Source organism: Marinomonas phaeophyticola, assembly GCF_026966905.1.
GTDB classification, from domain to species: domain Bacteria; phylum Pseudomonadota; class Gammaproteobacteria; order Pseudomonadales; family Marinomonadaceae; genus Marinomonas; species Marinomonas phaeophyticola.
Map to the genome: position 1 here is coordinate 396,348 of NZ_JAPUBN010000011.1, position 26,146 is coordinate 422,493.

At 41.5% G+C, this 26,146-nt stretch carries 23 protein-coding genes and 1 pseudogene; 11 read left to right on the forward strand and 13 right to left on the reverse strand.

Annotated elements, in window-relative coordinates:
* Nucleotide 1 precedes the first annotated feature (1 nt).
* Genes apaG through O1D97_RS05745 form a run of 5 tightly spaced genes read right to left on the reverse strand, consistent with a single transcriptional unit; the run spans nucleotide 2 to nucleotide 5,726 of the window.
* On the reverse strand, nucleotides 2–373 hold the full coding sequence (gene apaG, locus O1D97_RS05725) for a Co2+/Mg2+ efflux protein ApaG (protein WP_269123692.1): 372 nt from the start codon (nucleotides 371–373) through the stop codon (nucleotides 2–4).
* On the reverse strand, nucleotides 366–1,172 hold the full coding sequence (gene rsmA, locus O1D97_RS05730; RefSeq protein ID WP_269123694.1) for a 16S rRNA (adenine(1518)-N(6)/adenine(1519)-N(6))-dimethyltransferase RsmA: 807 nt from the start codon (nucleotides 1,170–1,172) through the stop codon (nucleotides 366–368). Before rsmA ends, apaG begins: the two co-directional genes overlap by 8 nt.
* Nucleotides 1,173–2,168: a 4-hydroxythreonine-4-phosphate dehydrogenase PdxA gene (gene pdxA / locus O1D97_RS05735; RefSeq protein ID WP_269123696.1), complete on the reverse strand. Its 996-nt coding sequence runs from the start codon at nucleotides 2,166–2,168 to the stop codon at nucleotides 1,173–1,175.
* Nucleotides 2,169–2,193: 25 nt separating this feature from the next.
* Nucleotides 2,194–3,441 carry a peptidylprolyl isomerase gene (locus O1D97_RS05740; RefSeq protein WP_269123698.1) on the reverse strand — a complete coding sequence of 416 codons (1,248 nt, stop codon included), beginning with the start codon at nucleotides 3,439–3,441 and terminating at the stop codon, nucleotides 2,194–2,196.
* A 2-nt stretch (nucleotides 3,442–3,443) separates the two neighbouring features.
* Nucleotides 3,444–5,726: an LPS-assembly protein LptD gene (locus O1D97_RS05745; protein ID WP_269123700.1), complete on the reverse strand. Its 2,283-nt coding sequence runs from the start codon at nucleotides 5,724–5,726 to the stop codon at nucleotides 3,444–3,446.
* 92 nt (nucleotides 5,727–5,818) lie between these two features.
* On the opposite strand from O1D97_RS05745, the gene djlA reads away from it, so the two are divergent.
* Nucleotides 5,819–6,604 carry a co-chaperone DjlA gene (gene djlA, locus O1D97_RS05750; RefSeq protein ID WP_269123702.1) on the forward strand — a complete coding sequence of 262 codons (786 nt, stop codon included), beginning with the start codon at nucleotides 5,819–5,821 and terminating at the stop codon, nucleotides 6,602–6,604.
* A 28-nt stretch (nucleotides 6,605–6,632) separates the two neighbouring features.
* On the opposite strand, the gene O1D97_RS05755 is transcribed toward djlA, so the two are convergent.
* Nucleotides 6,633–7,634 carry a DUF3530 family protein gene (locus O1D97_RS05755; protein WP_269123704.1) on the reverse strand — a complete coding sequence of 334 codons (1,002 nt, stop codon included), beginning with the start codon at nucleotides 7,632–7,634 and terminating at the stop codon, nucleotides 6,633–6,635.
* A gap of 69 nt (nucleotides 7,635–7,703) precedes the next feature.
* On the opposite strand from O1D97_RS05755, the gene rpe reads away from it, so the two are divergent.
* The gene (rpe, locus tag O1D97_RS05760) at nucleotides 7,704–8,378 is read left to right on the forward strand and encodes a ribulose-phosphate 3-epimerase (RefSeq protein ID WP_269123706.1); all 675 of its coding nucleotides are present in this window, start codon (nucleotides 7,704–7,706) and stop codon (nucleotides 8,376–8,378) included.
* Nucleotides 8,375–9,055: a phosphoglycolate phosphatase gene (locus O1D97_RS05765; RefSeq protein ID WP_269123708.1), complete on the forward strand. Its 681-nt coding sequence runs from the start codon at nucleotides 8,375–8,377 to the stop codon at nucleotides 9,053–9,055. The genes rpe and O1D97_RS05765 overlap by 4 nt, the downstream gene beginning before the upstream one ends.
* 144 nt (nucleotides 9,056–9,199) lie before the next feature.
* Here O1D97_RS05765 and O1D97_RS05770 read toward each other — a convergent pair whose 3' ends face one another.
* The 4 genes from O1D97_RS05770 to O1D97_RS05785 all read right to left on the reverse strand — a co-directional run bounded on the left by O1D97_RS05770 (nucleotide 9,200) and on the right by O1D97_RS05785 (nucleotide 14,725).
* Nucleotides 9,200–10,330 (reverse strand): mechanosensitive ion channel family protein, encoded by a 1,131-nt coding sequence (locus O1D97_RS05770; RefSeq protein WP_269123710.1) that lies wholly within the window; start codon nucleotides 10,328–10,330, stop codon nucleotides 9,200–9,202.
* Between the two features lie 31 nt (nucleotides 10,331–10,361).
* Complete coding sequence (gene mgtE / locus O1D97_RS05775) at nucleotides 10,362–11,693, reverse strand: magnesium transporter (protein ID WP_269123712.1); 1,332 nt, start codon at nucleotides 11,691–11,693, stop codon at nucleotides 10,362–10,364.
* 463 nt (nucleotides 11,694–12,156) lie between these two features.
* Nucleotides 12,157–13,869 carry a potassium/proton antiporter gene (locus O1D97_RS05780; RefSeq protein ID WP_269123714.1) on the reverse strand — a complete coding sequence of 571 codons (1,713 nt, stop codon included), beginning with the start codon at nucleotides 13,867–13,869 and terminating at the stop codon, nucleotides 12,157–12,159.
* Between the two features lie 280 nt (nucleotides 13,870–14,149).
* Nucleotides 14,150–14,725, reverse strand: coding sequence for an NAD(P)H-dependent oxidoreductase (locus tag O1D97_RS05785; RefSeq protein WP_269123716.1), 576 nt, complete (start codon nucleotides 14,723–14,725; stop codon nucleotides 14,150–14,152).
* Between the two features lie 89 nt (nucleotides 14,726–14,814).
* Between O1D97_RS05785 and O1D97_RS05790 the strand changes: the two genes are divergently transcribed.
* The 8 genes and pseudogenes from O1D97_RS05790 to O1D97_RS05825 all read left to right on the forward strand — a co-directional run bounded on the left by O1D97_RS05790 (nucleotide 14,815) and on the right by O1D97_RS05825 (nucleotide 22,939).
* Nucleotides 14,815–15,729 (forward strand): LysR family transcriptional regulator, encoded by a 915-nt coding sequence (locus tag O1D97_RS05790; protein WP_269123718.1) that lies wholly within the window; start codon nucleotides 14,815–14,817, stop codon nucleotides 15,727–15,729.
* 99 nt (nucleotides 15,730–15,828) lie between these two features.
* Nucleotides 15,829–16,407 (forward strand): anthranilate synthase component II, encoded by a 579-nt coding sequence (locus tag O1D97_RS05795; RefSeq protein ID WP_269123720.1) that lies wholly within the window; start codon nucleotides 15,829–15,831, stop codon nucleotides 16,405–16,407.
* Nucleotides 16,408–16,524: 117 nt separating this feature from the next.
* Nucleotides 16,525–18,009 (forward strand): mannose-1-phosphate guanylyltransferase/mannose-6-phosphate isomerase, encoded by a 1,485-nt coding sequence (locus O1D97_RS05800; RefSeq protein ID WP_269123722.1) that lies wholly within the window; start codon nucleotides 16,525–16,527, stop codon nucleotides 18,007–18,009.
* An 84-nt stretch (nucleotides 18,010–18,093) separates the two neighbouring features.
* Nucleotides 18,094–18,891: pseudogene (locus O1D97_RS05805) on the forward strand (IS5 family transposase); the annotation flags it as partial.
* A gap of 2 nt (nucleotides 18,892–18,893) precedes the next feature.
* Entirely contained in the window at nucleotides 18,894–20,309 is a 1,416-nt protein-coding gene (locus O1D97_RS05810) for a phosphomannomutase (protein WP_269123724.1), read from the forward strand.
* A 264-nt stretch (nucleotides 20,310–20,573) separates the two neighbouring features.
* A complete protein-coding gene (gene trpD, locus O1D97_RS05815; protein WP_269123725.1) occupies nucleotides 20,574–21,596 on the forward strand; it encodes an anthranilate phosphoribosyltransferase in 1,023 nt (340 codons plus the stop codon).
* Nucleotides 21,597–21,626: 30 nt separating this feature from the next.
* A complete protein-coding gene (gene trpC / locus O1D97_RS05820) occupies nucleotides 21,627–22,442 on the forward strand; it encodes an indole-3-glycerol phosphate synthase TrpC (protein WP_269123727.1) in 816 nt (271 codons plus the stop codon).
* Between the two features lie 89 nt (nucleotides 22,443–22,531).
* Complete coding sequence (locus O1D97_RS05825) at nucleotides 22,532–22,939, forward strand: OsmC family protein (RefSeq protein ID WP_269123863.1); 408 nt, start codon at nucleotides 22,532–22,534, stop codon at nucleotides 22,937–22,939.
* A gap of 114 nt (nucleotides 22,940–23,053) precedes the next feature.
* Here O1D97_RS05825 and O1D97_RS05830 read toward each other — a convergent pair whose 3' ends face one another.
* Genes O1D97_RS05830 through O1D97_RS05840 form a run of 3 tightly spaced genes read right to left on the reverse strand, consistent with a single transcriptional unit; the run spans nucleotide 23,054 to nucleotide 26,144 of the window.
* On the reverse strand, nucleotides 23,054–23,779 hold the full coding sequence (locus tag O1D97_RS05830) for an NRDE family protein (RefSeq protein WP_269123729.1): 726 nt from the start codon (nucleotides 23,777–23,779) through the stop codon (nucleotides 23,054–23,056).
* A gap of 2 nt (nucleotides 23,780–23,781) precedes the next feature.
* Complete coding sequence (locus tag O1D97_RS05835) at nucleotides 23,782–24,315, reverse strand: DinB family protein (RefSeq protein WP_269123731.1); 534 nt, start codon at nucleotides 24,313–24,315, stop codon at nucleotides 23,782–23,784.
* Nucleotides 24,312–26,144 carry a bifunctional lysophospholipid acyltransferase family protein/GNAT family N-acetyltransferase gene (locus O1D97_RS05840; RefSeq protein WP_269123732.1) on the reverse strand — a complete coding sequence of 611 codons (1,833 nt, stop codon included), beginning with the start codon at nucleotides 26,142–26,144 and terminating at the stop codon, nucleotides 24,312–24,314. The genes O1D97_RS05835 and O1D97_RS05840 overlap by 4 nt, the downstream gene beginning before the upstream one ends.
* Between the last annotated feature and the right edge of the window lie 2 nt (nucleotides 26,145–26,146).

Consider the following 26,146-nt stretch of genomic DNA (forward strand, 5'->3'; position numbering starts at 1 on the left):
CTTAATGTACTTGGTTTGGAACCGCGAGAGCAAATGGCTGAATGTCGGCGATAAACTCGGCACCGTCTTCAGATATCATTTGATAACTACCTTGCATGGTACCAACCATAGTATTCAAAATAGCACCACTACTGTATTGGAAACTCTCACCCGGTTGTAGCCAGGGGGTTTTACCAATCACACCGGGGCCTTTCACCTCTTGAACTTTCTCATTACCATCGGTAATTATCCAGTGTCTAGATAATAGCTGGGCGGCGTGTTCACCTTCATTTTTAATGGTAACGTGGTAAGAAAAGACAAAACGTAAGTCTTCAGGTAAGGATTGTTCCGCTAGATAATGACTGATGACATCGACAGTAACCTTGTTAATCATTTGACTGGCCTTTCTTTTCTAGAAGATTGCTTATGCGGACATAATCACCGACATCAAGTCTTTCTGGTCTAAGGGTTGGGTCAATATTGAGGGTCTCAAAGTCGTGATCGTCTAACACGCCTTTAAAGTTATTGCGTAAGGTTTTACGCCGCTGCTGGAACCCCGTTCTTACCGTATTCTCAAGTAACTCTATGTTGTTGGCGACATGAGGTAATACTTTATGAGGTGTCATACGAACAATAGCAGAGTCCACTTTTGGTGGCGGGTCAAAAGATTCAGGGCCAACGATAAAGAGCGCTTCCACTTGACAGTAATACTGAGTCATCACACTTAACCGACCATAGAGGTTATCGCCTGGTCTAGCGGCTAAACGGTCAACCACTTCCTTTTGCAGCATAAAATGCATGTCTTCGATTACTTGAGCTTGGCTAAGTAAATGAAAAATAAGAGGAGTAGAGATATTATAAGGAAGGTTGCCGACGACTCGAATAGATCCGTTGGTGGCCAATGAAGAGAAATCAAACTTCATGGCATCGGCTTCATGTACTCTTAGGTCAGGAAAACGAAATAAATTTACTTTCAGAATAGGGATTAAGTCACGGTCTAATTCCACGACATCCATTTCTTTAGTAACACTGATGATGCCTTCCGTTAGGGCGCCTTTACCGGGGCCAATTTCGACAAGTCTTTGACCTTCTTTAGGGGCGATACAGGCAACGATGCGACGGATAACGCCATAATCGTGTAGGAAGTTTTGTCCGAAACGTTTTCTTGCTTTATGTGCTTGTGGCTTGCTCATTTAGGAAACTTTTTTTGAGTTATTGGCCATATCAATGGCGTAATTAATAGCAACTTCTAGGCTGCCGTGATTTGCATTTCCGCTGCCAGCAAGGTCGAGTGCTGTTCCATGATCAACGGATGTTCTGATGATGGGTAAACCAAGAGTAATATTTACTGCATTACCGAACCCTTGGTATTTTAACACAGGTAGACCTTGGTCGTGATACATTGCTAAAACGCAATCACAATGGTTTAAGTATTTGGGCGTGAACAAGGTATCAGCGGGTAAAGGACCGATCAAATCCATACCTTCATTGCGTAATGCGTCTAATGTTGGCGTGATGATTTCTATCTCCTCCCGTCCTAAGTGGCCATCTTCACCGGCATGGGGGTTTAAACCGCAAACTAGAATTTTCGGGTTAGGAAGGGCGAATTTATTAATCAACTCTTGCTGTAATGCACGAATAACTTGAGTTAAGCCAGTTTTGGTGATGGCTTTGGCAACATCTTTTAACGGTAAGTGAGTGGTTGCTAACGCCACTCGCAATGAGGGAGTTGCAAGCATCATAACCACTTGCTCTGATTCGGTTAATTGCTGAAAGAACTCAGTATGACCACTAAAATGAACGCCTGTTTCACATAAAACACCCTTATGGACGGGCGGAGTGACTATGGCATCAAAAGTACCAGCTAAACATTTTGTTCCGGCAACCTGCAAGGTTTCTAATACATAAGGTGCATTAGCCACATCGAGTTTACCGGTAGTGACGGTATGCGCTAACCCGATAGGTTGGACATAAATAGTGCCGCCGACATGTTTCGGTAAGGAGGCGATATTTTCAATAATGTGAATGTTAGCTTTAATGCCTAACTCTTCTGCTCTTGCTGCTAGCAAACTAGGATCCGCTAATACCACTAACCGACCCATAAAGGTTTTTTGTAAAGCACTGAGAATGATATCAGGGCCTATACCCGCCGGTTCACCAGAGGTAATAGCAATAATAGGTAATGTCATTTTATGGGCCCTATAAAATGGTGTGTTATTTGATATCGATGAAGGCTTGAGTCTTGAGTTCATCAAGCCAATTACTAAGAACAAGATCCTGCTTCTGGGCTATGAGTGCTTTTTCCGCATTGGCTCTTTTCACTTTATCACTGACGTCTGCGTTACGGCGGCCATCTACTTGTACTATGTGCCAACCAAAATTACTACGAAAAGGACGGCTGTATTGACCAACGGGTGTTTCATTCATCGCGGCTTCAAATTGAGGGACCATAGTGCCTGGTGCAACCCAATCAAGGTCACCCCCTTTTAGTGCTGAACCTTCATCTTCGCTGTACTCTTTTGCTAAAGTAGCGAAATCTTCGTGTTTTTGTAGGCGTTTGTATAGGGTTACTGCAAACTCTTGTGCTTGACGGTCACTGCGAATGGCATTTGGTTTGATCAGTATGTGCCTGGCTTTAGTTTGTTTTTGTAATTCAACATCTGAAACACGTTTATCCACTAACCATAAAAGATGGAATCCTGCGTTACTTTGAATAGGGCCGTAAAAAGGACCTTTACTTGAGCTCAGTTCTCTAACAAAAAGAGCGGGTAATTGGTTGATTGGGCGCCAGCCTAAATCACCACCTTGGACGGCGGCAGAACCATCCGATTGACTGATAGCAAGGCGAATAAAATCGTCTTCAGATTGGATGTCTGCTGCAATGGTTTCGATTTTTGCTTTCGCTTGGTTAACATCTTTTGAACGGACTAACAAATGTCGTAGACGTACCTCATCTTTTGATTGTGCAAGACTCTGAGAAGAGGTTAAAAAGTCTTCAATTTCTTGTTCAGTGATGGCGATACGTTCTCGAATGACTTGTCGTTTGACGTTGGTCATTAGAATTTCATTTTCAATTTGTGTGCGATAGCGATTATATTCAATGCCTTGTTGGTTCAAAATGTTCTTAAATCCATTTATGTCTGTTCCTAGTTTTGTCGCTACACTCAGTATTGCGCGATCGACATCAGACGCGCTGACGCGAATGCCCGCTCGGTTGGCATAATTTGACTGAATATACTCATCAATCATAGAGGTTAAAATTTGTCGACGTATATCGGCGCTGTAGATTCCGTTTGGTACTCGATCTCTAATAATACGAAAGCGAGTTTCAATATCGCTCTCTAAAATGGCGTCTGAATTCACAATAGCGGCAATACCATCAATTTTCTCTGCCGCAGCGAAACTTGTTTGAAAAGGCGCTAAAAAAAGTAATGTGCCTAAAATTGGAAGTATTTTTTTCATGTTTAGTATCCGGTTTTTCCATCGTTCCAGTATTCTGTAGCGATACTGTCAGTGCTATTCGTACTGCCAACGCCACTTAAACTGCGTAAAATAAATTGTAAAAAGATGCCTTCATCAAATTGATTGTCGTCATCACGAGATCTTTGGTAACTAAAGGACAGTTTTAAACAGCAGTTTTCAAATCCAAACCCCGCTACTTTTTTGGTGTCTTCTTGCTCTATCCAGTCATAGGTCTGTTGATATAGGAAATGCCAATTATCATTCAAAGGGACTATTGACTGGAAATCCAGTTGTTCTAAATCCGTTTCAAGCGTTTTTTTATCAACGGTTTTTAAATAACTACTTTTAACGACAATACCATTATCAGACCTTAATTTGATGGATAATTGCCCTAAATCCAATAAATCGATGTTCTGGTCATAGTTTACATTAGCGGTGATATTTAGATGGTCAGAATCTTTATAAGATATTGCACTTAAAAGGGAGCTAGTACTGTTTGTATCTATTTCACTTGTTGAGGTGCCATCTACGTCAATCACTCTATCTTCTAAGTACAGAATTTGGCCTAATTTAAACCCCCAACGTTCTTGGTTATTTGAGTCATAAATATAACTTTCAAGGCCTATAGTAAATTGTTCAGTGTCCCCAACGCGGTCATTACCGCTAAAACGTTTATGCGAGAAGGCGTTGTCATATAATAAAATGGGTTCACTTGTGTCAAAATTTGGAAAATCATCTTGATTTTTATAGGGAGAATTTAGGTAGCTTAATTTGGGCTCTAGTGTTTGCTTCCATGTTTGAGCGTTAACCGTAAAGCGACGATCAAATGCCATTTTCGCATCAATATAATGAGAAATATGGTTGATAGTGTCAGTGCTATGGCTATTGTCGTTATAATTATGCAGATCGTAAGAGCGATATTGCTGCAGAATTCCTGGAGATAGGCTTCCCCAAGCATTCTGAAAATTAAGTGCAATGTCTTGATTCAAGACGCGTCGTTGTCCATCGACTTCACTTTCATCAGGGTCATAAAAATCCGTGTATTGCGCTGAAGGTTTGTAATCTAAAAGGGTATTAGAAAAACGATAAGAGGCATCTAATCTGGGGCGCCATTCGAAAGGTTGGTCTACCGTATCAAGTGGCGTTTGATAGGTTTTTACTGAGGCGGTTGCGTTTAGGTTACCTTGATTAAAATTAAGATAGGCTTGTCTTTCGTAATGGTCTTTATCTGTTAAGTTGATGTTTGTTTGTGTTGGGAAATCGTTATCTGCATCTACTTGTTCGAAAGTAAGACCTGCAGTCAATTGAGTGTTTATTGTTTGTGTCGAGATCAGTCGGCGGGCCGTTTGTCTACCATCAGTTTGATGAAAGAAATCTGTTTCTTCAAATTGCGTCAACCCTCTTTTGGATAAGTGTCTTAACTCTATGTCCAAACCTTCGCCTTCATTTTCAATAAAGTGAGGTGTAATAGTGGCATCATAGGCTGGAGCCAGGTTCCAATAAAAGGGGGCAGAAAAACCAATGCCTTTATCATTTGAATAGCTAAAGTCAGGAAATAAGAAACCAGTGTGTCTCTCATTATCTAGAGGGAAACGTAGCCAAGGTAAGTAGAAAATAGAATAATCATCGACTTTTATTTGAACGTGTTTCGCTGTACCAAAACCGGAATTTGGGTCTAATACAATGGATGAACCATAAAGTTTCCAGCTGCCATTGCCGGGTTCACAGGTAGTATAAAACCCTTCCTCAATAAAAATAATGCCTTTCGCGTCTTTTTGAAGAGACTTAGCCTGGCCTCTAGCACCGGTTTTATGTCGTAAGAAGCGAGCGTCTTCAAAACGAGTGACTAAATTAGATTCAGGATCGGCTAAAAACGTTTTTTGACTACGAATCAGTTGCCCTTTAGAGCGTAGCTCAACTTCCCCTTCCGCTTGATAGTACTCACCTTGTCTACCTTGGATGTTTTCTGCTTTTAATGACTGTTGGGGTTGTATCAGTTCGGCACCACCCTCTAGAAATAAGGTCCCGTCGGGCGTTTTATAAATAAGGTCTGCACTTAGGTTCGTATTGCCATTTTCACTGGCTTGCCAGGCATCAATATAACGGCCTCGACAATATTGACTGACTGTGGAGCGCTGTTCTTGAGTTAATGCTTCACTGGGTAACCAGTCCCATTCTGCCGCATTTACTTGCGGAATAATGAAAAGACCATGAAAAATTAGCGTATAAGCGGGAAAAAATCGACCTATGCGCGGTATACTGATAGTTTGCGGTAAATAGCCCATTAATGGTGTAATTCCCTTATTGGGGTTTAAAATAGCTAAATGATAATCTAACCAAGCCTATGTGGGCTACCGATTACTGGAGAAAATTTGTAATGTGGAAAATAGTTGGCGCTGTAATAGGGTATTTATGGCTTGGTTTTTTTGGTTTGATAGGCGGTCTGATCATTGGGCAGGCGGTAGATGGTGCTCGACGACCTCTACTCTTTCAGACAAAAGCGGGACGAGAAAACCTTAAGCAGCAGCAATCTGTTTTTTTTCAAACCTTATTTTTATTAATGGGTAGGCTGGCTAAAGTAGACGGCCATGTATCCACCTCAGAAATACAAATTGCTGAAGCTATTATGCAGAGAATGGGGCTTTCTACTCTGGCCCAGCAGGAAGCCAAGCGATTATTTAATGAAGGTAAGTCGGCGAACTTTGATTTGGTTGGTGTATTGAATCACTTTCAACAAATTATGGGGCCAAGAAGTTTACTGACGCGCCAGCTAATTGAAGTGTTACTTGTGTCAGCCTATGCCGATGGGCATTTTAGTGTCGAAGAAAAATCGTTTGTTTCTCAAGTTTGTGCCCACCTAGGAATCAGTGTTGCTGAGTTTGAAGCGTTGCATATTCAAATTAAACAGCAAGCCCAGTTTAATCAAAGTCGTGCTGGTGGTGCCAGTGACAAAGACATGTTGCATTCAGCCTATGAGGCGCTTGGAGTGACGAGTGATATGACCGATGGGGAAATTAAAAAGGCCTATCGCAAACTGATGAGTCAAAATCACCCAGATAAGTTAGCGGCGCAAGGTTTACCTGAAGAAATGCTGACGATTGCTAAAGAACGTACTCAAGAAATTCAATCGGCTTACGAATTGATAAAAAAACAGCGTAAATAGCGATTGTCTTCAGATTCGTTGGTTATCGTTACTCAAAAGGGTCTTCACTGAAGAGGCCCTTTTCTATCTCTGGCAACGGTCGTGTTTGCTTTATTTGATGCGTGTTTTGCTTTAAAAACCCCCATACTCGTTGCGTCAAACGCTTATCTCCAGCACTCCCATAACGTCTATCTGCTGGTGCTTGCACCTGTATGTAGGCATCAGATTTTGATAGCCGTTTCTTAGATGCGGACAAACGGTATTGTGCGAACCGATTACCGTTGAGGTGATTATTAAAATAATAATCTAAAACAGGCAGTCCTATCGATTCAATCAATTCCGCGATTTCATAATCGCTAAATGGCAATGGTGTAATGGGGTCAATGAGCACAAGCGCACTTTCTGAGATATTTTTATCAATGGTGTATTTGAGGGCATAGGTCGCTCCAGTTCCATGACCTAAAAAAACTAGCCTACTGTATCCCTTGTCCCTTAGGTGTTGTCTTGCTTGTTCGATACGATTAAAAATAACCTCTTCATTAGGAAGCATTTTCGCTTCACTTTCTCCCTGACTTGTCTCTGCCGTCTCATTGGCTGTCGAATCAGAGAAGAGAGGAAGCTGAAAACGTTTTGTCGTATCGGGTATTTCGATTGATAGGGTGCACCAGCTATTATCGGTCAGTGTATTCCTAATTGGACTGATAGCTTGAGGCCAATCAGGGTGCTCATTGTCTCCATGAATTAAGAGTACACAACCTTGAGGATCGCCTGTAGCCGATTCTTTAAATAAAGCTAAAAAGGCATCATTGGGAGACTCTATCGTTTCGATTTCATGGGCTCGGTTGATCGAAATGGAATCAATAAGTGCTTTTATTCGACGCTCTTGAGGGCTAGCTAAAGGAATGGCTTCACGGACGGCATTGCTGCCACTGCTGGCCGGTATGGCGGTTTTTGTTTCATCTTCTTCCGCGGCTAAGGCTTTAGCTGGGGTGAACGCGTTAATAACCAGTGTAATTAACAGTAAAAAGCCGCTTTTTTTAATCGCTATCATAAATACTTATCTTACTTGCCTTGTTAGAATATGGATAAAATTTAGCCCAATCTGATGCTGGAGTTTACTATGAATGATTTTTTTATCGCGCCTTCTATTTTAGCGGCGGATTTTGCACGACTTGGAGAGGAAGTTGACCAAGTATTAGCCGCTGGAGCAGATATAATCCATTTTGATGTAATGGACAATCATTATGTACCCAATTTAACGATTGGGCCAATGGTCTGTAAAGCACTACGTAAATACGGTGTGACGGCAGAAATCGATGTACACCTTATGGTAAAGCCTGTTGATAGTATGATAACGGACTTTATTGCGGCTGGAGCAAGTTATATTACCTTTCATCCAGAGGCGACTGAGCATATTGATCGATCATTACAATTAGTTCGAGATGGTGGCTGTAAGTCGGGCTTAGTATTTAATCCAGCCACACCATTACATCATATGAAGCACGTAATGGATAAACTGGATATGGTGATGCTAATGTCTGTTAATCCGGGGTTTGGTGGTCAAAAATTCATTCCTGAAACATTGGAAAAGTTAAAAGAAGCACGAGCAATGATTGATGCTAGTGGTTATAACATTCGCTTGGAAGTAGATGGCGGTGTCACTCAAAATAACATAGCGGCCATTGCTGCGGCTGGAGCCGATACTTTTGTGGCGGGCTCTGCGATTTTTGGAAAGCCTGATTACAAGCAAGCGATCGATGAAATGCGTACAGCACTTAAAACGGTTCGTTCATGAGAGTGCCTACTAAATTAGATGAGTGGTTTGATGGTTGGCCAGAGCTGGTTTGCCTTGATCTTGATGGTACGCTGATTGACAGTGTGCCTGACTTAGCTCAAGCGGTTGATTACGCGTTAATGCAAGCTGGGGCAAATCCGGCGGGCGAGGACCGAGTTAGAACATGGGTTGGGTTTGGCGCCGCGAAATTGATAGAGCAAGCCATGCAATGGGCAGACCTTCCGAAAGCATTAGCTGAAAATTGTTATCGTGATTTTTTGTTGTATTACCGTGATCATTTGACAGAAAAAACCACCTTATACCCAAATGTTGTGCAGCTGTTAAAAACGTTTAAGCGTGCAGGAGTGCCTATGGCATTAGTCACGAATAAACCGAGCGTGTTTGTGCAGCCAATTTTGGAACATTTTGAGATGAGTTCGTATTTCTCTTGGCAACTTGGCGGTGATACATTAGAAGAAAAGAAACCGTCACCTATGCCACTATTACATTGTTGTGAAACCGTGGAGGCCGAACCTAAAAACTGTTTGATGATTGGCGACTCGATCACAGATCATAGGGCGGCAACGGCGGCTGGATTTAGAAGTATGTTGTTAACCTATGGCTACCACCAAGGCGTCGATTTACTTTCTTTAGGGGCCGATATGGTGGCGGATGATTTAACGGAATTGTTTATTTAATAGGGCGGCTCGTTGCATGAGTGTGATGTATTGCAATGAACTTTTATAAAGTAAGCTTTTCGTTAGTATAAATAAAAAGCACCTTATCTACGAGTTGTAATATAAGGTGCTTTTTTATGTTCGTGCAGCGCAAAAAACGAATGTCTAAGGCTGAGGTGGCGTTATTTGAGGGGCGTTAACTTGAGTGTTAAGTGTCTCCTCATGAGCTGCGATGTGCAACGTTTGCGTTGGAAAAGCAATTTCAGCACCGCTATCAGTAATAATCTTCATAACGCGTAATAAAACGTCTTGTTTGACTTCGTGATAGTGGACCCAATTGACGGTTTTAGTAAAGGTATAAATAAAGAAGTCGAGAGAGGATGCGCCAAACTTATTAAAATTGACAATCAAGGTCTGTGTTGAATCAATTTCATCATGCTCTTTAAGCATTGTTTTAACCTTACTAATAATATCGGCTAACTGACTTGCATCATCATAACGAACCCCTATGGTTTCATAAATACGGCGGTGGGTCATTCGTGACGGGTTTTCAACTGAAATCACAGAGAAGGTGGAGTTAGGAACGTATAAAGGGCGCTTATCAAAGGTTCTAATGCGAGTTTGTCTCCAGCCAATATTTTCTACCGTCCCTTCAATTTCTTTATCTGGTGAACGTACCCAATCCCCCACAGAGAAGGGACGATCTAAATACACCATTAATCCACCAAAAAAGTTTGCTAATAGATCCTTTGCCGCAAAACCAACCGCAATACCACCGACCCCACCAAACGCGAGCACCCCTGAGACGCTATAACCAAGAGTTTGTAGAATAACCAATAAACTGGTGATGACAATGGATGCACGCAGTAGCTTACTGATTGCAGACGCCGTGGTTAGGTCCATGGGCTGTTTCATTTTTTCAGCTGAAACTAGGATATGCTCACTATTCTTGACTAATCGCGTCACAAACCAGGTAATCAGAGCGATAACCCCCACTTGCCTGATGTTATCTATGGCGGTAACCATTTGTGGGGCTAATTCTTTTTCTGATATTTCAAAAGCCAAAGCAAAGCCGATTAACCAAATGCCAGATGTAACCGGTTTATGGGCCGCATTTAGGATGGCGTTATCCCAATAGGTGGATGTGCGGTCTAATTGTTTGTCAATCCGAATAAATAATCGACTGATTAAAAAATTTAAAATTAGGGTTGCAGAGACAATAAGAAAAATCTTAGTAACCCAATTTATCTGACTTTCTCCTAGACCAACTAATTCCTGTAGAGTTTCCCAAGTCATTTCATCACTCTCGTAAAAAATATAGTGTATTTTAGATTAGAAATAGGGTGCCTAAGCCTAAAAAGGCGACAAAACCAACGATATCGGTCACGGTTGTCAGTATGACTGAGCCTGATAGCGCCGGATCTATTTTGAGTTTATCTAATAGTACGGGTATTAAAACACCTGATAAAGCGGCCATAATGATGTTTACAATAATCGCCAACCCGATGACGCATCCTAGAGCAAAACTGTCAAACCACCAAGCGGAAATAATGCCAATTACGACGGCCCAAACCATGCCATTTAAACCACCAACACGTAACTCTTTGTCTAACAATGAGAATAAGTTGCTACGGGTTATTTGACCTAGTGCCAATCCGCGAACAATAAGGGTTAATGTTTGGCTTCCTGCAATGCCTCCCATGGATGCGACCACAGGCATTAACACGGCCAGTGCAACAACTTGCTGTAGCGTCGCTTCAAAAATACCAATAAACGCTGACGCCATAAACGCCGTCAACAAGTTAATTCCCAACCACAAGCCACGAGTGCGAGCACTTCGTTTTACTGGTGCAAAGAGGTCTGATTCTTCGTTCAAACCGGCGGTAGACATCAATTGGCCTTCTGATGTCTCTCGTAAAATTTCCATGGCGGAGCCAATATCAAAGCGCCCAAGTAGCGTTTGATTGTCATCCAACACCGGGAGTGCGATATGTCCAGAGCGTTCAACGGCATCGGCACTTTTTACCACATCAGTTGACGCGGTTAAAAATGGGTAATCTTCAACCATGAGCTCCGAAATATTAATGTGAGGCTGTGCGGCAATTAAACTATGAAATTTTACACAACCTACCCAGCGACCAGTGCGGTTTACGAGGTAAATCACATCGCTGTATTCAGATATTTCTTTTTTTAGCAGTCTTAATGCCTCAGAGACTCGAATGCTTTGAGACGCAATTAAAATATCATGGTCAATCCAGTGCCCCACTTCGTCATCATCATAGGTGTTGGCTTGTTGGTAGTATTCTTGCTGTTTTTTGTTCATGCGCTTTAGCGCAATATCAACCAACCTATCAGGAAGGGTGTCATCAATCTCAAGGAGGTCTTCGGCTTCCATGTCTTTAAAGAGCAGGTCAATTTGATCTTCCCCTAACTCTCTTAAAATCAGAGCTCGAGCTTCCCCTCGTAACTCAACAAAGATATCGAGACGCTCTTCCTCTTTAATGGTCTCCCAAACTTGCATCCGTTGATCAAGAGGTAAGGACTCTAAAGCAAGCGCCACCTCTTCTGGTTCTAAATCCGATAAGGCTCGATTAATGTCTTTTTCAGATAGGTCTTCTACAATGAGGGTATCGACCAGTTCGGCAACATTATTTTGCATGGTTTGTGCTCCTCATTTGTGTATTGTAAAACGCATTGTTCGGTGTTTCTTTTCTACAGGTTATTATGATGAGAGTGGTAAACGCAACCTGAAAATCTAAATAAGATCTTGTATTAAAAGCAATATTGTCACTGTATAGGAAAGACCGAAGCCGTTTTTTGTTCGAGTTACTTTTCTATTATGTTACCGATGAGTTATGAAAATGACGTGACAAAATAAGGTCTGCATAATGAAATTCTTCTAAATAAAAGTCTACGGTTATTTTGTATTTATAGGGAAAGAATGTAGCGAAACATCGACGTATTTGTAATGGGTGGCGGTTTCTTTGTGCGGGTTGTGGATAATACAAAGACAATAGTGGAATAACGCTTAGATTCATGGTTTTTACAAAGTTCGCTAACCTTTATAAAAACCCTGCATGGATCGTCTTTTATACTTTTAATGAATGGAACAGATTTAACCGTTAATTCTGCGCTTGTCTGATGAAACTGACGGTTCCTATTTCTGCTCCTTGAAGAGAAGTGATAGTAAAAACACCCTCTTTTGCTTGGTATTGGCGGCCTATCTCTAAAGGAGAAATCTCTTGCTTTAGAAAAGCAGAAAGTTTGCAATTTTCAGCGACATCAATACGAATACCATAAGCTCTTGCGATATCTTCAAGAGTGGATGACCCTTTTAAAAATAAGGTTCCGTTAGGTAAGTCAGTGGACAAATCTGGCTCAACGGTGGAAAAAATACAATCGACATAATCACGTAAACCCGGTTTAAGCACGATAAACAAATGATCATCAGGCAATAACTTGGTTGAGCCTCTTGGAGGAAATACATCGTCTTGCCTGACTATCATAGCCACAACCGCGCCTTCTGGAAGCGCCAGTTGAAAGATAGTCAAGTTGGATACTTTTGAGTTCTCTCCTAGAGTATATCGCACTATGTCTGTGTCTACTTCGGCTAATGCGGCAATTTCTAAAGTAACAGAAGGGGTGGCTGGTGGCGCTTCAATTAAGCCTAGCTTTCTTGCCATCCAAGGTAGTGTTGAGCCTTGTAAAGTAGCTGAAATTAATACGACGAAAAACACCACATTGAAAAGAAGAGGCGCCTCAGGGAGTCCAAACAACAAAGGAAAGATAGCTAAAATAATAGGTACTGAGCCACGTAGTCCAACCCAGGCAACCAAACCTATCTCCCGTCTATTAAATCCAAACAGAGAAAGTAGTGGTGCGACGGCGAGAGGTCTGGCAACAAACACCAAGACTAAGGCAATCAATAATCCTTCTTTCCACACTTGAATCAGTGACGAGGGAGTAACGAGCAACCCGAGCATAACAAACATGCTGATTTGGCATAGCCACGCGAGACCGTCATGGAATAAAAACGTGGCACGTTGGTACACAAAACGACCATTGCCAATAATTACGCCAGAAATAAAGATCGCTAAGAAGCCGCTGCCCCCTAATGTGGCGGCGACACCGAAAGACAGTAAGCCACAGGCTGCCACCATGACAGGGTAAAGCCCCGGAGCTTGTAAGGTGATTTTGTTAATCAGCTTTAATGCTGGGTAACCAATCGCCAAACCGACAATACTGCCTAATCCCATTTGTTGGACAAACAATAATGCCAATTCAAAACTAGGTGCATTATCCATGGTAATGATCTGTAGAATGCCAATGGTAAGGAAGATCGCCATAGGATCGTTGGACGCACTTTCAATTTCCAAAGTGGATTTTAAACGAGGACTTAAATGAATACCGGCCCCTCTTAGAATGGTGAATACAGCGGCCGCATCAGTGGACCCTACGATGGCACCAAGTAAGAACCCAATAAGTAGAGGGAGGTCTAAAATATAGGCAGCGGCGACACCGGTAATACCCGCGGTAATGGCAACGCCTACGGTAGCTAAGGTACTAGCGGGTTTCCATACTAATTTTATGGATGAAAGGGAGGTTTGCAGACCTCCATCAAATAGAATCACCGCCAATGCTAACGTGCCTAATGCATGGGCTGTTTGTACATCATCAAATTGGATTCGGCCAATACCATCCTCACCCGCTAACATACCGATCCCAAGGAAAATAACTAATACGGGCAAGCCGATACGAGGGGAAAGTTTGCTGGAAACCACTCCAGCAAACAAGAGTACAGCGGCAATTAAGATCTGATGATCAATGGCAAACATGAAAAGTCCTTTAATAAAAACGCAGTGGAATAAAAAAATCTCTAACCGCATGGAGTTTGCCATGTAGGAACGAATTCCTTACCCCGCTAATATCCTGATAAATAGGGGCATTTAAGAGATTTTCAATGACGAACCAGTACTTATATCGGGCTTTTAATGCTCTAATTCTGATGGATGTTTTTCAATACTTCAATGTTTTATGAAGAGGCCTCTTATTATTTGAGGCCATTATAGACTTTTTTATAACAAATTCGTTATGGCTATTTTCAGATAGAAATTTTTATTTGAATGGCTTGAACCTTCTTACTTGCCAGTTCTGAATATGTTGTACGTAGCGTTCGCAAGCCGCGGATAGCTCCACGTCATTTAATTGATCCGCTTGGTATAAAATAAAAGGCGCTGCCCAGGGAAGTTTGCATCGCCAAGCGGTGGCTTTTAAGGGGGATAACAAGGTATCTAATGAAAAATGATTTTGCCCTCCAGCTTCATAGGCTGTTTTAATATTGCCGGCGGTTGTGGCTATTAATATTGGTGTTCCCTCGAATAACCTTCCTTCCTTTTCATAAGCTAAATAGAACATCTGCGTGAGTACTCGGTCTTGCCATGTCTGTAGCAGCGGCGGCGTTGAATACCATTGAATCGGAAATTGTAAGATTAAATAATCGCTTTCTAGTATGCGCTGAACTTCGGTTGTTACATCAATGTTACCGTCAGGGTATAGAAGGTTCATATCAATAGCGTCTAGATTGGCTAATGTATTTGCTGCTGACATAAGCGCCGTATTGATCCGGGAAGGGCGATAACGCGAATGAAACATAAGCAATGTGATTTTTGGTAGGGAAGTGGTCATCATCATAAAATAGCTCCTCTGTTGCGATAGGAGTAGAATGCAATAGGTTTATATATTAATCTAATTGATAGTTTGTATATTTGATTATTTGTTTTATGAATTTAAGAAGTGTTGATTTAAACTTGTTAGTGATTTTAGATGCTCTTTTAGAAGAGAGGCATGTTACAAGAGCGGCAATGCGCTTAAGTTTGTCTCAACCTGCAACATCAAGCGCCCTTGAACGTTGTCGTTTTTTATTTTCGGATCCGCTTTTGATTCGTAGTCGTGGTGAAATGCGATTAAGTGCCAAAGCTGAAACCTTAAAGGGGCCGATACGGTCTCTTTTAATGCAAGCGGAATCGGTATTGGAGCAATCCGAGACGTCTCTTCACGATATTAAGAAGACCATACGTATTATCATGGCTGATTTGCCTGTGACAGCCATTCTTGGGCCATTGCATCAACGCTTGATAAAAACGGCACCGAACCTAAACCTCATTATTCAACCATGGCATGGCTCGGCATCGGCGTTAGATGGGCTTGCCCGCGGAGAGGCTGATTTAGCGGTGTCTGTATTTCCTAATGTGGGAAATTCGTTTCGTTGTGTCGAGTTACTTAATGAAGAGTATTATGTGCTGATGAGAAAATCGCACCCTGCAGTAGCACAGTTTGATCTATCTCAGTGGTTATCTTATCCCCATATTATGGTGTCCGGTCAAGGTGAGTCCTACAGTGCAATAGATCAAGTTTTACTAAAGCAAGGCCTAAGTCGTCGCATTGCCTTGGTTGTCCCTTATTTTCAAATGGTGCCGGATCTCGTTGCTAAGTCAGATTATATCGCACTTTTACCAAGTCGATGTTTACCTAAGAATGCGACAAATGACTTTGTTATTTTTCCGCCTCCGGTAGCGGTGTCGGGTTTTTCTTTGCATCTCGCTTGGCATCTTCGATCAGACACGGACAGCGCTGTTAATCATGTATCTGATGTTATTCGTGAGTTGACCAGTAGTTCTAGCGCCTTATTAGAATAAAAATTTGAAAAAAATAAACGGGATAGTTTTATTTGTAAAATCTATAGGTATGATCCTGTCTCATAAAAGAATTCACACTAGGAATAAGGCCATGGCTTCATGTTACTGATGATCGATAATTATGACTCTTTTACTTATAACTTGGTTCAGTATATTCGTGAGCTGGGTAAAGACGTTGTGATTTATCGAAATGATGAAATTACAGTAGAGGAAATAAGCGCTCTCGCTCCTACGCATTTGGTTATCTCTCCAGGCCCTTGCACGCCAAATGAAGCTGGTATTTCGCTTGAGGCTATTCGATATTTTGCTGGAAAAATCCCCATTCTAGGCATCTGTTTAGGTCACCAAAGTATTGGCCAAGTGTTTGGTGGTGATGTCATTAGAGCGAAAAAAGTTATGCATGGAAAAACCTCTCAGGTTTATCATAACAATACCTCTGTCTTTACTGGGTTACCAAACCCACATATTGCTACGCGTTATCATTCTTTAGTCGTTGCTCAGGATACTTTGCCGAATTGTCTGGAAATCACAGCATGGACAAAGGATGAGTTCGGTAAAATAGATGAAATTATGGGCATTCGTCATAAAACCTTGATGGTAGAAGGGGTGCAGTTTCACCCTGAATCTATTTTGACTCAGTCAGGTCATGATCTCTTAGCTAATTTCCTAACACGATAAGATTGTGTCTATGATCAGTTTGATTATATGAAATACCTTTTCTCTCTATATATTAACAACGTTTTCTTAATAGGAATTTTTTGGTGATAGCTCATAAATTAGGTTTGATCTCAAATTATGGATGATTCATTAATACCTTTAGTGCCGATTATTTTATCAGGTGGAGTAGGGAGTAGATTGTGGCCTATCTCTCGTCGAAAACATCCTAAACCCTTTATAAAATTGTCTGATGGGGAAACCTTATTGGAAAAAACATTAAAGCGAGCCCTTTTAATATCTGAATCAAATGAATTAGTAATAGTGACTAATCGAGATTTGTTTTTTCATACGAAAGACAATGTTCTTGGTATGCAAGAAGGTGGCTTGTTAAGGAAAGATTTAGAGCAACATTACGTACTTGAGCCTGTTGGTCGTAATACGGCCCCTGCGATTGTATCCGCCGCTCTGCAGTTATTTCAAAAATACGGGCCTGACGTTGTTATGTTGGTGATGCCTGCAGATCACTTGATATCTAACGAGCTTGCGTTTTCAAAAGCGGTGAAGTTGGCTTATGAGGTAGCGTTAAAAGGGCAGTTGGTCACGTTTGGGATTCAACCTGAATATCCAGAAACAAGTTATGGGTATATCCATTCTAGACAGAGATCTTCGTCATCTAATGATATTGATGATCTTTTTTCTTTTAGTGTTGAAAGTTTTTTTGAGAAGCCCGATAGCGCAACAGCTCGTTCGTATTTTGATAGCGGGGATTACTACTGGAATGCTGGTATATTTTGTTTTACTGCAGGTTCGTTATTAAAAGAAGTGGAAATTATTGCTCCGAAAATGTTCAATCAGGTTTGTATTGCTTTTGATGGCTCCGTGGTTACCAGTAATTCAACAACGACACAAATAGAGTTACCAGCAAAGGAATTCTCTAAAGTTGACTCAATTTCTATTGATTATGCTTTGTTGGAAAAATCTAATAATGTATCGGTTATCCCCTGTAATATTGGTTGGAGTGATATAGGTTCTTGGGAGGCATTGAGTGGATTAATGGCTCAGGATAAGGAAGGTAATCATATCTATGGTGATGTGATTGCTCTTGATACTCATAACACTAGTATTTATAGCCCTGATCATTTAACTGCGGCATTAGGTGTGGATAATTTAATTATAGTGAATACTGGAGATGCGGTGTTGGTATCTCATAAGGCGGCTCAACAAAATGTAAAGCAAGTGGTTTTAGAATTAGAAAAGCAGGGTCGAAATTTACATATAAATAATAAAGCAGAGTATCGCCCTTGGGGGCATAGTACGGTATTAGAACAAGGTAAAAATTTTAAAATTAAGCTTATTATAGTTAAACCTAATAGTAGTTTATCTTTGCAAATGCATCATCATCGAAGTGAGCACTGGGTTGTTGTTGAAGGGGAAGCTATTGTAAATAATGATGGTAACATTCTTTATCTTTATGCGAATGAATCAACTTTCATTCCTGCAAGGTGCAAACACCGTCTAGAAAACCCAACTAATATGAACCTTGTATTGATCGAAGTACAAATTGGAAATTATTTAGATGAAAGTGATATTGTACGTTTTGACGATAAATATGGTCGTTTATAGACACCTTGACTAGGGCTGATGTGAATAAATTTTTTCTCATGAGACAATTAATTTTTAAATTTCGATCAGAGCATGTCACATTAACTCACTTTTGCCGACAGCGAATTCAACAACAAGCGTCGTAAAACGCGCAAAGAAATTTTCCTTTCTCGGATGGATTAGTTGATGTCTTAGGATCAGTTTGAAGCCGTGATTGAGCTTTTTACCCCAAAGAAGGAAAAGGCAGAGAACCCTATCCGATGTCTACTATGTTTCGCATTTACTGTATGCAACATGAGTGATCCTGCCATGGAAGATGCGCTTTATGAAATTACTTTCATGCGTTTGGTTGCCGGTTTGTCATTGGAAAGTGCCTGTTTAAAATTGGAAAACTGACTATACGAGCATTATGAATTTTAGGCGCTTACTGGAAAAACATAAGCACTCCGACAGTTATTCAAAGAGGTCAATAAGTGGTTGGCGAGCGCAGGGATTTACTTTAAATAAAGTACGATTGTCGACGCCACCATCACTGAAGCCGCCAGCTCAACCAAGAATAAAGAGAAAGCACGCGATCTCCAAATGCACCAGACTCAAAAAGGGGAGTAATGATTTTTTGGGTTAAAAGCTCACACCGGAATTGACTCCAGAACAGGGTTAATGGACTGCCTAAGCACAACGGCGGCCAACGTGAATGACATTACAGAAATAGAAAACCTATTTCATGGTGAATAAGCGTTTATCTCTGCGGATTCCGGTTATCGAGGTGCACAAAAACGAGAAAAACTCAAAGTCACCTACCGAGGCTTGGTTAAAAATGATAATAAATTGGCGATGCGGTTTGACTTAGCTAATGTGTTTAGAATTGGCCAGATGATACGAGCTAGAAATGATGAAAAATAAACATGCCGATTAAAGAGATTATTAACAAAAGCGGAATAGCGTTTGGAACGAGTGGCGCTAGAGGCTTAAATACTCAATTTAGCGACCGCGTTTGTGCGGCGTTTACGGTTGCTTTTGTGAATGCAATGAAAGTGGAGTATTCCTTCAATCAGATAGCGTTAGCGATGGATCGTCGACCTTCTAGCCAATTTATGGCTCAAGTCTGTGCGGGAGTGTTAGAAGCGCTTGGCTATGCGGTGCATTTTTATGGTGTATTACCAACGCCAGCGTTAGCGCTACAATCAATGAAAGACGGCATCCCCGCTATTATGATTACGGGGAGTCATATTCCGTTTGACCGCAATGGCATCAAATTCTATCGCCCTGATGGTGAAATAACGAAAGCAGATGAACTTGCTATTATGGCAGATACTTCGTTTTTACCGGCTTTTACATTAGCGGAGCTTAATGAGAAAAACACCGCAAAAGAAGTTTATCTAGCACGTTATACGAACGCCTTTGCAAGTGATTTATTCAATGGCTTTCGTCTGGGGATTTATGAGCATTCAGCGGCCGGTCGAGATTTGAATCGTGATGTTTTTGAATCCCTTGGGGCGACCGTCATTTCGCTAGCTCGGTCCGATGTTTTTGTGCCCATTGATACCGAAGCGGTTTCAGATGAAGATAAGCAAAGAGCGTTAGATTGGGTGAAAGAATATCAATTGGATGCGATCTTTTCGACGGATGGAGATGGCGATAGACCGTTACTGTCTGATGAAAAAGGGGTTTGGCTCAAAGGGGATATACTGGGTATTTTATGTGCGAAAGCGATCTCGGCTCGAGCGATTGCGCTACCGATTAATGCAAACTCTTCTGTTGATTTTGTTGATTTTGAGCAGGTGACTCGAACCCGTATTGGCTCACCTTATGTGATTGCTGGAATGGCATCATTCGATGAGCAAACAGACGGCGTTGCTGGATATGAAGCCAATGGCGGCTTTCTTTGTGGTCAAGGATTACGTCTAGGGGGAAGTGCTCTTGCTGCATTACCTACTCGAGATGCGATATTACCTGCATTGGCTGTTTTGGCTAAGGCTCGTTTAGAGGGTGTGTCTTTATCTCGATTAGTGGAAGCGGTAACTGTTCGTTATACCGCAAGTGATCGTTTGCAAAACATTGATTCAGAGAGAGTAAAGAAGACTTTAGCTAACTGGATGGTAGTGCCTCAGCAAGCCGTTTTAGATTTATCGTTAGAGTCAGAACTAAAAGGTGTCAATACCCTAGATGGCTTACGTTTAACACTTATGAATGGTGATGTTGTACACATTAGACCATCAGGGAATGCCCCAGAACTGCGTTGTTATATTGAGTCGGACACTAAAGAAAATGCAGATGCATTAAATCTTGAGGTTATTAGTCGCCTATTTCATTATGGTTAACTAGATAAGAAGAGCTTAAAGTACTTATTTATCAGAATCATGCGCATTACTTATTGTGAGTCAAGCCGATAATAGAAGAATAGTGGATTAATTAAAAAATTTAAACTGTAGTATCAGGTATATAAATAATGTCCTATAAATTCCATCTATCTGATCTGATTTTTATGTTCGCAATTGCTGCGCTTTCTCTATGCAGACAGCAAGGAAGTGGGCGTGTAGAATGAGGGTAATTTTTTATTTGTTTTAATTCTATAGGAGTCCCTGATGGACATTAAATCGGCCATTGCAGCCGTCATAGATAAGCAAAACCTTACAACAGAAGAAATGCGTGACGTTATGCGCATTATTATGACCGGCGGTGCAACTCAGGCTCAAATAGGCGGCTTTTTAATCGGTCTGCGTATGAAAGGCGAGACAGTAGATGAAATAACCGCAGCGGCACAGGTCATGCGTGAGCTGTCTAATAAAGTGATAATTGATCAAGAAAACCTAGTGGATACCTGCGGTACGGGTGGGGATGGCGGTAAGTTATTTAATGTTTCTACGGCAACTGCATTTGTGGCGGCTGCCGCTGGTGCACGTGTTGCCAAGCATGGTAACCGCTCTGTTTCTTCAAAATCTGGCAGTGCCGATCTATTAGAACATGCGGGTATCAATCTGAACCTTACTCCTGAGCAGGTCAGCCGTTCCATTGAAGAGGTTGGCTTAGGTTTTATGTTTGCGCCAAATCATCATGCCGCCATGCGACATGCTATAGGACCACGAAAGGAAATGGCTGTCCGTACTATCTTTAATTTACTCGGGCCTTTAACGAATCCTGCCGAAGTGCAAAATCAAGTCTTGGGCGTGTTTGATAAACAATGGGTTCGCCCAATGGCCGAGGTGCTGCAACGTTTAGGCAGTCGACATGCCATGGTCGTGCACTCTCAGGACGGTTTGGATGAAATTAGTATCGCGGAACCGACTTATGTGGCTGAGCTGAAAGACGGAGTAGTGACTGAATATGAAATACTTCCAGAAGACTATGATATTCCTCGCCAGTCTATAGACCCTCTTCAGGTTGAAAATGCAGAAGAAAGCTTTGTTTTGGTGAAGCAAGCGTTAGCGGGTAAGGGGAAAGTAAATCCGGCCCGTGACATTGTGGCTTTGAATGCGGGGGCTGCAATTTATGTTGCCGGTGTTGCCTCTTCCTATACTGAAGGTGTGATTATCGCAGAAGACGTTATTGGCGGTGGCTTAGCGACAGAGAAATTGTCTGCACTAGCAAGTTTTACACGTTGTTTTTAATGTGTTTTCGAATAAATAGGTGATGTGATTATGCAAGTTGAAACACCAACGATACTGAAGAAAATTGTTGCTCGAAAGCACGAAGAAGTTACTGAAAGAAAGTTGCATGTGACTCTTGAAGAGGTGAAAAATGCGGCTTTACTGGCGAATAAAGAAAACCCAGTACGTGGCTTTGCCAATGCTCTGAAAGCGAAAGTGGCAAACGGACAATCAGGGGTCATTGCTGAAATTAAAAAAGCTTCTCCAAGCAAAGGTGTTTTACGTGAGCACTTTGTACCTGCTGATATTGCTCAATCTTATGAGAAAGGCGGAGCGGCGTGTTTGTCTATTCTAACGGACAAGGATTTTTTCCAAGGGCATGAAGATTTTTTAGTTGAAGCTCGTAATGCGTGTGGTTTACCGGTAATCCGTAAAGATTTCATGGTTGACCCCTACCAAATTTATGAAGCTAGGGCGATGGGAGCGGACTGTGTTTTATTGATAGCGGCTTGTTTGTCTGGAAAAGAATTGTTTGAACTTGATAAGCTGGCTCGAGAATTAACATTGGATGTGTTGGTTGAAGTACATAATAGAGCTGAGTTAGAGCTGGCTCTAGAGTATTCAAATAGTGAATTATTAGGTATTAATAATCGAGACTTACACACTTTTAATCTAAGTTTAAACAATACGTTTGAGTTGTTAGATAGCATCCCTAAAGAACGCTTTATTGTTACTGAGAGTGGTATCCATACCCGTGAAGACGTAGCCTTGATGCGAGACAAAAATGTGAATGCGTTCCTCGTTGGAGAAGCGTTTATGGTTGCGGATGAGCCAGGTAGTAAGCTCGCAGAGCTATTCCAAGTTTAGTGTGACGGCAACGTAAAAAGGCAGTGGACGGATCTTGGTTAATGTCAGTCTTATTGCAAAAAATTAAAACTATCTAAAGAGAGTGGATGATGAAAACAAGTGTCGCTTGGCAAGAAGACGTACATTTTACGGCGCAAACAGGTTCTGGGTTTTCAATTGAGATTGACGGTAACCAAGAAAAGGGCGCCCGTCCGATGGAGTTGATTTTAGCGGGATTGGGTGGTTGTACTTCTTATGATGTAGTGAAGATTTTACAAAAATCTCGTCAAGATGTTGTTTCTTGTGTTGCGGATATTGATGCAGAACGGTCTGATGGTGTACCCGCCGTGTTTACAAAGATCAATATTAAGTTTGTTGTAAAAGGCCGCAAGTTGAAATCCAGCATGGTTGAACGTGCGGTAAAGTTATCGGCAGAGGAATACTGTTCAGCTTCCTTGATGCTTGAGCGTGGTGGTGTTGAAATTACCCATAGCTATGAAGTAATTGAAGTAGAGTAAAGGTCGGTCGGGATTTATCCCGACAAGTGTCTTGGATCATTGTTGCGTTTGGTCGTGCCTTCAGGCCGACAATATATACATTTAAGCCAAATGCTGTCAGCCTGAAGGCCGCTATTATATTGATAATGTTTTACTGTATTTTTCTTGGGATGAGCAGGGAGAGCCGTCCCAATAAGTATAATTGATGTTATTTTTCTCAACTTTTATATGACTGAGACTGACTGTTTTGGCGTCTTCTCTATGCATACATACGGATTTCATTGATTTAGTCGGTAGGTGTGAGCGATGAAAATCGAATAATAATTCTGGTGTGATTTCTTGTTTGTTTTGCGTTAATAAGCTTTTGAAACTGTCTTGTCTGTGTTGGGAAACAATTGGGAAATCTACACCTGAAGAAGTGAAAGGTGAGACAATATTTAGGCTTTGATATTGGTTATGGCCGTCCCAGCAGAGACTGTAGGGTTTGCTTTTGTCAGGGCAGAATACTAGCAAGCTGAAAGGCGCGTAGGTTAATAGCACCATTTCTGACAGTGCGGCGCGAATTTTTTCAAAGCTATTGAGTTCTAAAAGCTGTTTAACCAATATGCCTCTACTGATAAGAGGTCCTGTTGGTGGTTTACCTTGATAAAAATTCAACAAGCAAACAGTAATTCCCGAGTGGGTGACACCCATCCAAGAGCCTAACCCTTGAGGATCAACAGGCATGATATAAGTGGCGTTATTTATTTTTGTGGATGAGAATATTTGTGGAGGTTGTGCTTTTTCTCGACTACGTTGCTCGTCTCGATTGAAAAAAACTTGGTAACCATCCTCATTGTATAACCAGCTGACTGTGCACATAATTATGAGGTGACCGTGTTGAGCGATTCTTGTTGGCGCACATAGGTAGCGGTTGCTGGAGCCAAACCAAAATGTTTTGGTGTTTCTAGATTTTGCAGTTTCACCGCGACACCAATTAATGCCATGTGATGAATACAGTGGCTGGCAACAAAAATCAGTTCTCTATGTAAGCTTGAGACCAGGTGATCTGATTGTTCTTCCTCCAAACAGACTTCTGAAACTATGGTAACAGGTGTCGCTAATGCCTCTTGGCTTAAAGTCAGTAGCCATTGTTTTATGTTATTAAGTTCTTGTTTTGCGGTTGTTAAACAGGTTTCTACTTTCGCACCTCTACGGCGCAGATTGTAATCAATGTGCTTTTTTGAAAAACCATTCACTATGACTAAATAGTTATCAATAATATGACGGATATGCTGCCCAATGCTGCTATTAATATGAGGCGTACAGATGTGGCAATAGGATGAGTCATCTAGTGAATCTAATAAGTCTTGAGCTTGTTGAATGGTTTCTAAATTACCTTTTACAACCGGTATCATTTTTCCTCCTGAGGATCAGGTAATTGTGTTTCCATCTTTTGGTGATGAAAATCTAAATAGTATTCTGCCTGCTCTTTCCCCATATATTTACCTAATACTCTTGGGGTGAGTTGGGTTAAGTCTACGGTAATTAGACCGTCTACTGTTTGATTAAAGTCCGGATCAACGTTAAAACTAATAAAACGACCTTGCAAGGAGAGGTACTGGCGGATTAAAACGGGCACCCCAGCCCCATTTTCTAAGCGAGATACAATGTTAGATAGCAATTGAATGTCGGCTAAACCTGAAAGTAAATTTACTGACCAGAAAGGTTTGCTCGCTAAAGGTACGGGATGGGTCGCTTCCACAAGCTTGGAGCGATCGGCATCATAAAAATGGGCGGTTAGGCAGCTGACAATCAGCTGGTGGGTGAGGGCTTTGTATTCACCACTGATGCTTACTGGTCCGAATAACGTTTTGTATTGCGGGTTTCGTGAGACGAAGGTGGCAATGCCTTTCCATAGAAGCATAAGAGGAGATAAACTTTTCTGGTATGGCTTATCGATAACAGACCGTCCCATTTCAATGGCATTGGGCTGGGTTTTGATGAAATTTTCATCAAACTTAAATAATGTGCGGCTATACAGCCCTTGAATGCCCGATTTTTGGGTTAAGTCATCGACCAGACCAAGTCTGTATGCACCGACTATATTTTTTTGTTCTTTATCCCAAATAAACAAATGTAAGTAATGGTCATCAAATTGATCTAAGTCGATTTCCCGGCCGGTACCCTCACCAACCTCTCTAAAATTACGTTCTCTGATAATGCCTATTTGCTTTAATATACAGGGGATTTCTGTTGCTTCGGCAATGAAAACGCTAAACTGCTTTTGTTGAATTAGCAAGTGATCGGAGGGCAAGGCATGAATCGCTTTCTCTAATTCAGCGCTTGCTACCTCCTCTAGAATAGGCGCTAGGGGCCTGGACGGGGCAGGGATTTCCTTGGCTTCTTTGGTTAAGTCTTTTTGATGAACTGGCTGGGTTTGTTCTAATAAATAGGTATTAAGGCGTAAATAGTTCGTGATATCTTGATCGTTATCCATCTTACTAATTTCATGGGGCTCAATGATTGAACCGCAGCGAATACCAATAGATTTATTTTTCTTGTTAAGTAGCTCACGACCTAATAGTACGGTTCTAAGTCGTGGATGTATGTTTCCGGCTTTATAGAATAAGGGGGAATTTTGGCCTTCTATAAATATCGGTAAACAGCTGGCTTTGCTTGATCTCGCTAGGCGACCGACGAGTCTGCCCCATTCTTTATCTTGCAGATGATGGGTTTGGTCATCAAAAGTAGAGACCTCACCAGCAGGGAAGATTAATAAAGCACCGCCAGTTGTTAGGTGTTGTCCTGCTTCTTTGATGGCTTTCATATTGGTACGGCGAGCTTCTTTGGTTTCAAATACGTCCACACCAATAAATAGATTATCTAATTCTGGAATCCGTTTTAAAAATAAGTTCGCCATAACTTGAATATCGGGACGATATTGCATGAGCATTTTGGCTAGAATAACGCCTTCAACGCCCCCGAGCGGGTGGTTAGCAACGATAAGCAGAGGTCCTGTTTTAGGTATGCCTTCTAGTGGTTCTCCGCTGGAGTGAAAACGGATGCCTAATGAATCTAATGTATGGGTTAAGAAGGTATTAGTATCTGCATTCTGTGGGCGAGTCAGATAATGTTTGTGCAGTTTTTTTAACCCGGTAATGCTTTCCACAATCGGAGCAAAGCACTTCATAGAGGCAGTGGTTCTAGGAAGTAAAAAAGGGCTAAACTCAGATGCTGTTTTCATAT

What these genes read in the sequence shown, in the direction of transcription:
- O1D97_RS05830 (WP_269123729.1), bottom strand. Translation starts at nt 23,779, where the DNA reads ATGTGCACAGTCAGCTGGTTATACAATGAGGATGGTTACCAAGTTTTT.
- O1D97_RS05825 (WP_269123863.1), top strand. Translation starts at nt 22,532, where the DNA reads ATGAAAACAAGTGTCGCTTGGCAAGAAGACGTACATTTTACGGCGCAA.
- O1D97_RS05810 (WP_269123724.1), top strand. Translation starts at nt 18,894, where the DNA reads ATGCCGATTAAAGAGATTATTAACAAAAGCGGAATAGCGTTTGGAACG.
- O1D97_RS05795 (WP_269123720.1), top strand. Translation starts at nt 15,829, where the DNA reads ATGTTACTGATGATCGATAATTATGACTCTTTTACTTATAACTTGGTT.
- O1D97_RS05790 (WP_269123718.1), top strand. Translation starts at nt 14,815, where the DNA reads ATGAATTTAAGAAGTGTTGATTTAAACTTGTTAGTGATTTTAGATGCT.
- rsmA (WP_269123694.1), bottom strand. Translation starts at nt 1,172, where the DNA reads ATGAGCAAGCCACAAGCACATAAAGCAAGAAAACGTTTCGGACAAAAC.
- mgtE (WP_269123712.1), bottom strand. Translation starts at nt 11,693, where the DNA reads ATGCAAAATAATGTTGCCGAACTGGTCGATACCCTCATTGTAGAAGAC.
- pdxA (WP_269123696.1), bottom strand. Translation starts at nt 2,168, where the DNA reads ATGACATTACCTATTATTGCTATTACCTCTGGTGAACCGGCGGGTATA.
- O1D97_RS05800 (WP_269123722.1), top strand. Translation starts at nt 16,525, where the DNA reads ATGGATGATTCATTAATACCTTTAGTGCCGATTATTTTATCAGGTGGA.
- O1D97_RS05755 (WP_269123704.1), bottom strand. Translation starts at nt 7,634, where the DNA reads ATGATAGCGATTAAAAAAAGCGGCTTTTTACTGTTAATTACACTGGTT.
- O1D97_RS05780 (WP_269123714.1), bottom strand. Translation starts at nt 13,869, where the DNA reads ATGTTTGCCATTGATCATCAGATCTTAATTGCCGCTGTACTCTTGTTT.
- O1D97_RS05835 (WP_269123731.1), bottom strand. Translation starts at nt 24,315, where the DNA reads ATGATACCGGTTGTAAAAGGTAATTTAGAAACCATTCAACAAGCTCAA.
- O1D97_RS05745 (WP_269123700.1), bottom strand. Translation starts at nt 5,726, where the DNA reads ATGGGCTATTTACCGCAAACTATCAGTATACCGCGCATAGGTCGATTT.
- O1D97_RS05840 (WP_269123732.1), bottom strand. Translation starts at nt 26,144, where the DNA reads ATGAAAACAGCATCTGAGTTTAGCCCTTTTTTACTTCCTAGAACCACT.
- O1D97_RS05765 (WP_269123708.1), top strand. Translation starts at nt 8,375, where the DNA reads ATGAGAGTGCCTACTAAATTAGATGAGTGGTTTGATGGTTGGCCAGAG.
- apaG (WP_269123692.1), bottom strand. Translation starts at nt 373, where the DNA reads ATGATTAACAAGGTTACTGTCGATGTCATCAGTCATTATCTAGCGGAA.
- trpD (WP_269123725.1), top strand. Translation starts at nt 20,574, where the DNA reads ATGGACATTAAATCGGCCATTGCAGCCGTCATAGATAAGCAAAACCTT.
- O1D97_RS05740 (WP_269123698.1), bottom strand. Translation starts at nt 3,441, where the DNA reads ATGAAAAAAATACTTCCAATTTTAGGCACATTACTTTTTTTAGCGCCT.
- O1D97_RS05770 (WP_269123710.1), bottom strand. Translation starts at nt 10,330, where the DNA reads ATGACTTGGGAAACTCTACAGGAATTAGTTGGTCTAGGAGAAAGTCAG.
- rpe (WP_269123706.1), top strand. Translation starts at nt 7,704, where the DNA reads ATGAATGATTTTTTTATCGCGCCTTCTATTTTAGCGGCGGATTTTGCA.
- trpC (WP_269123727.1), top strand. Translation starts at nt 21,627, where the DNA reads ATGCAAGTTGAAACACCAACGATACTGAAGAAAATTGTTGCTCGAAAG.
- O1D97_RS05785 (WP_269123716.1), bottom strand. Translation starts at nt 14,725, where the DNA reads ATGATGATGACCACTTCCCTACCAAAAATCACATTGCTTATGTTTCAT.
- djlA (WP_269123702.1), top strand. Translation starts at nt 5,819, where the DNA reads ATGTGGAAAATAGTTGGCGCTGTAATAGGGTATTTATGGCTTGGTTTT.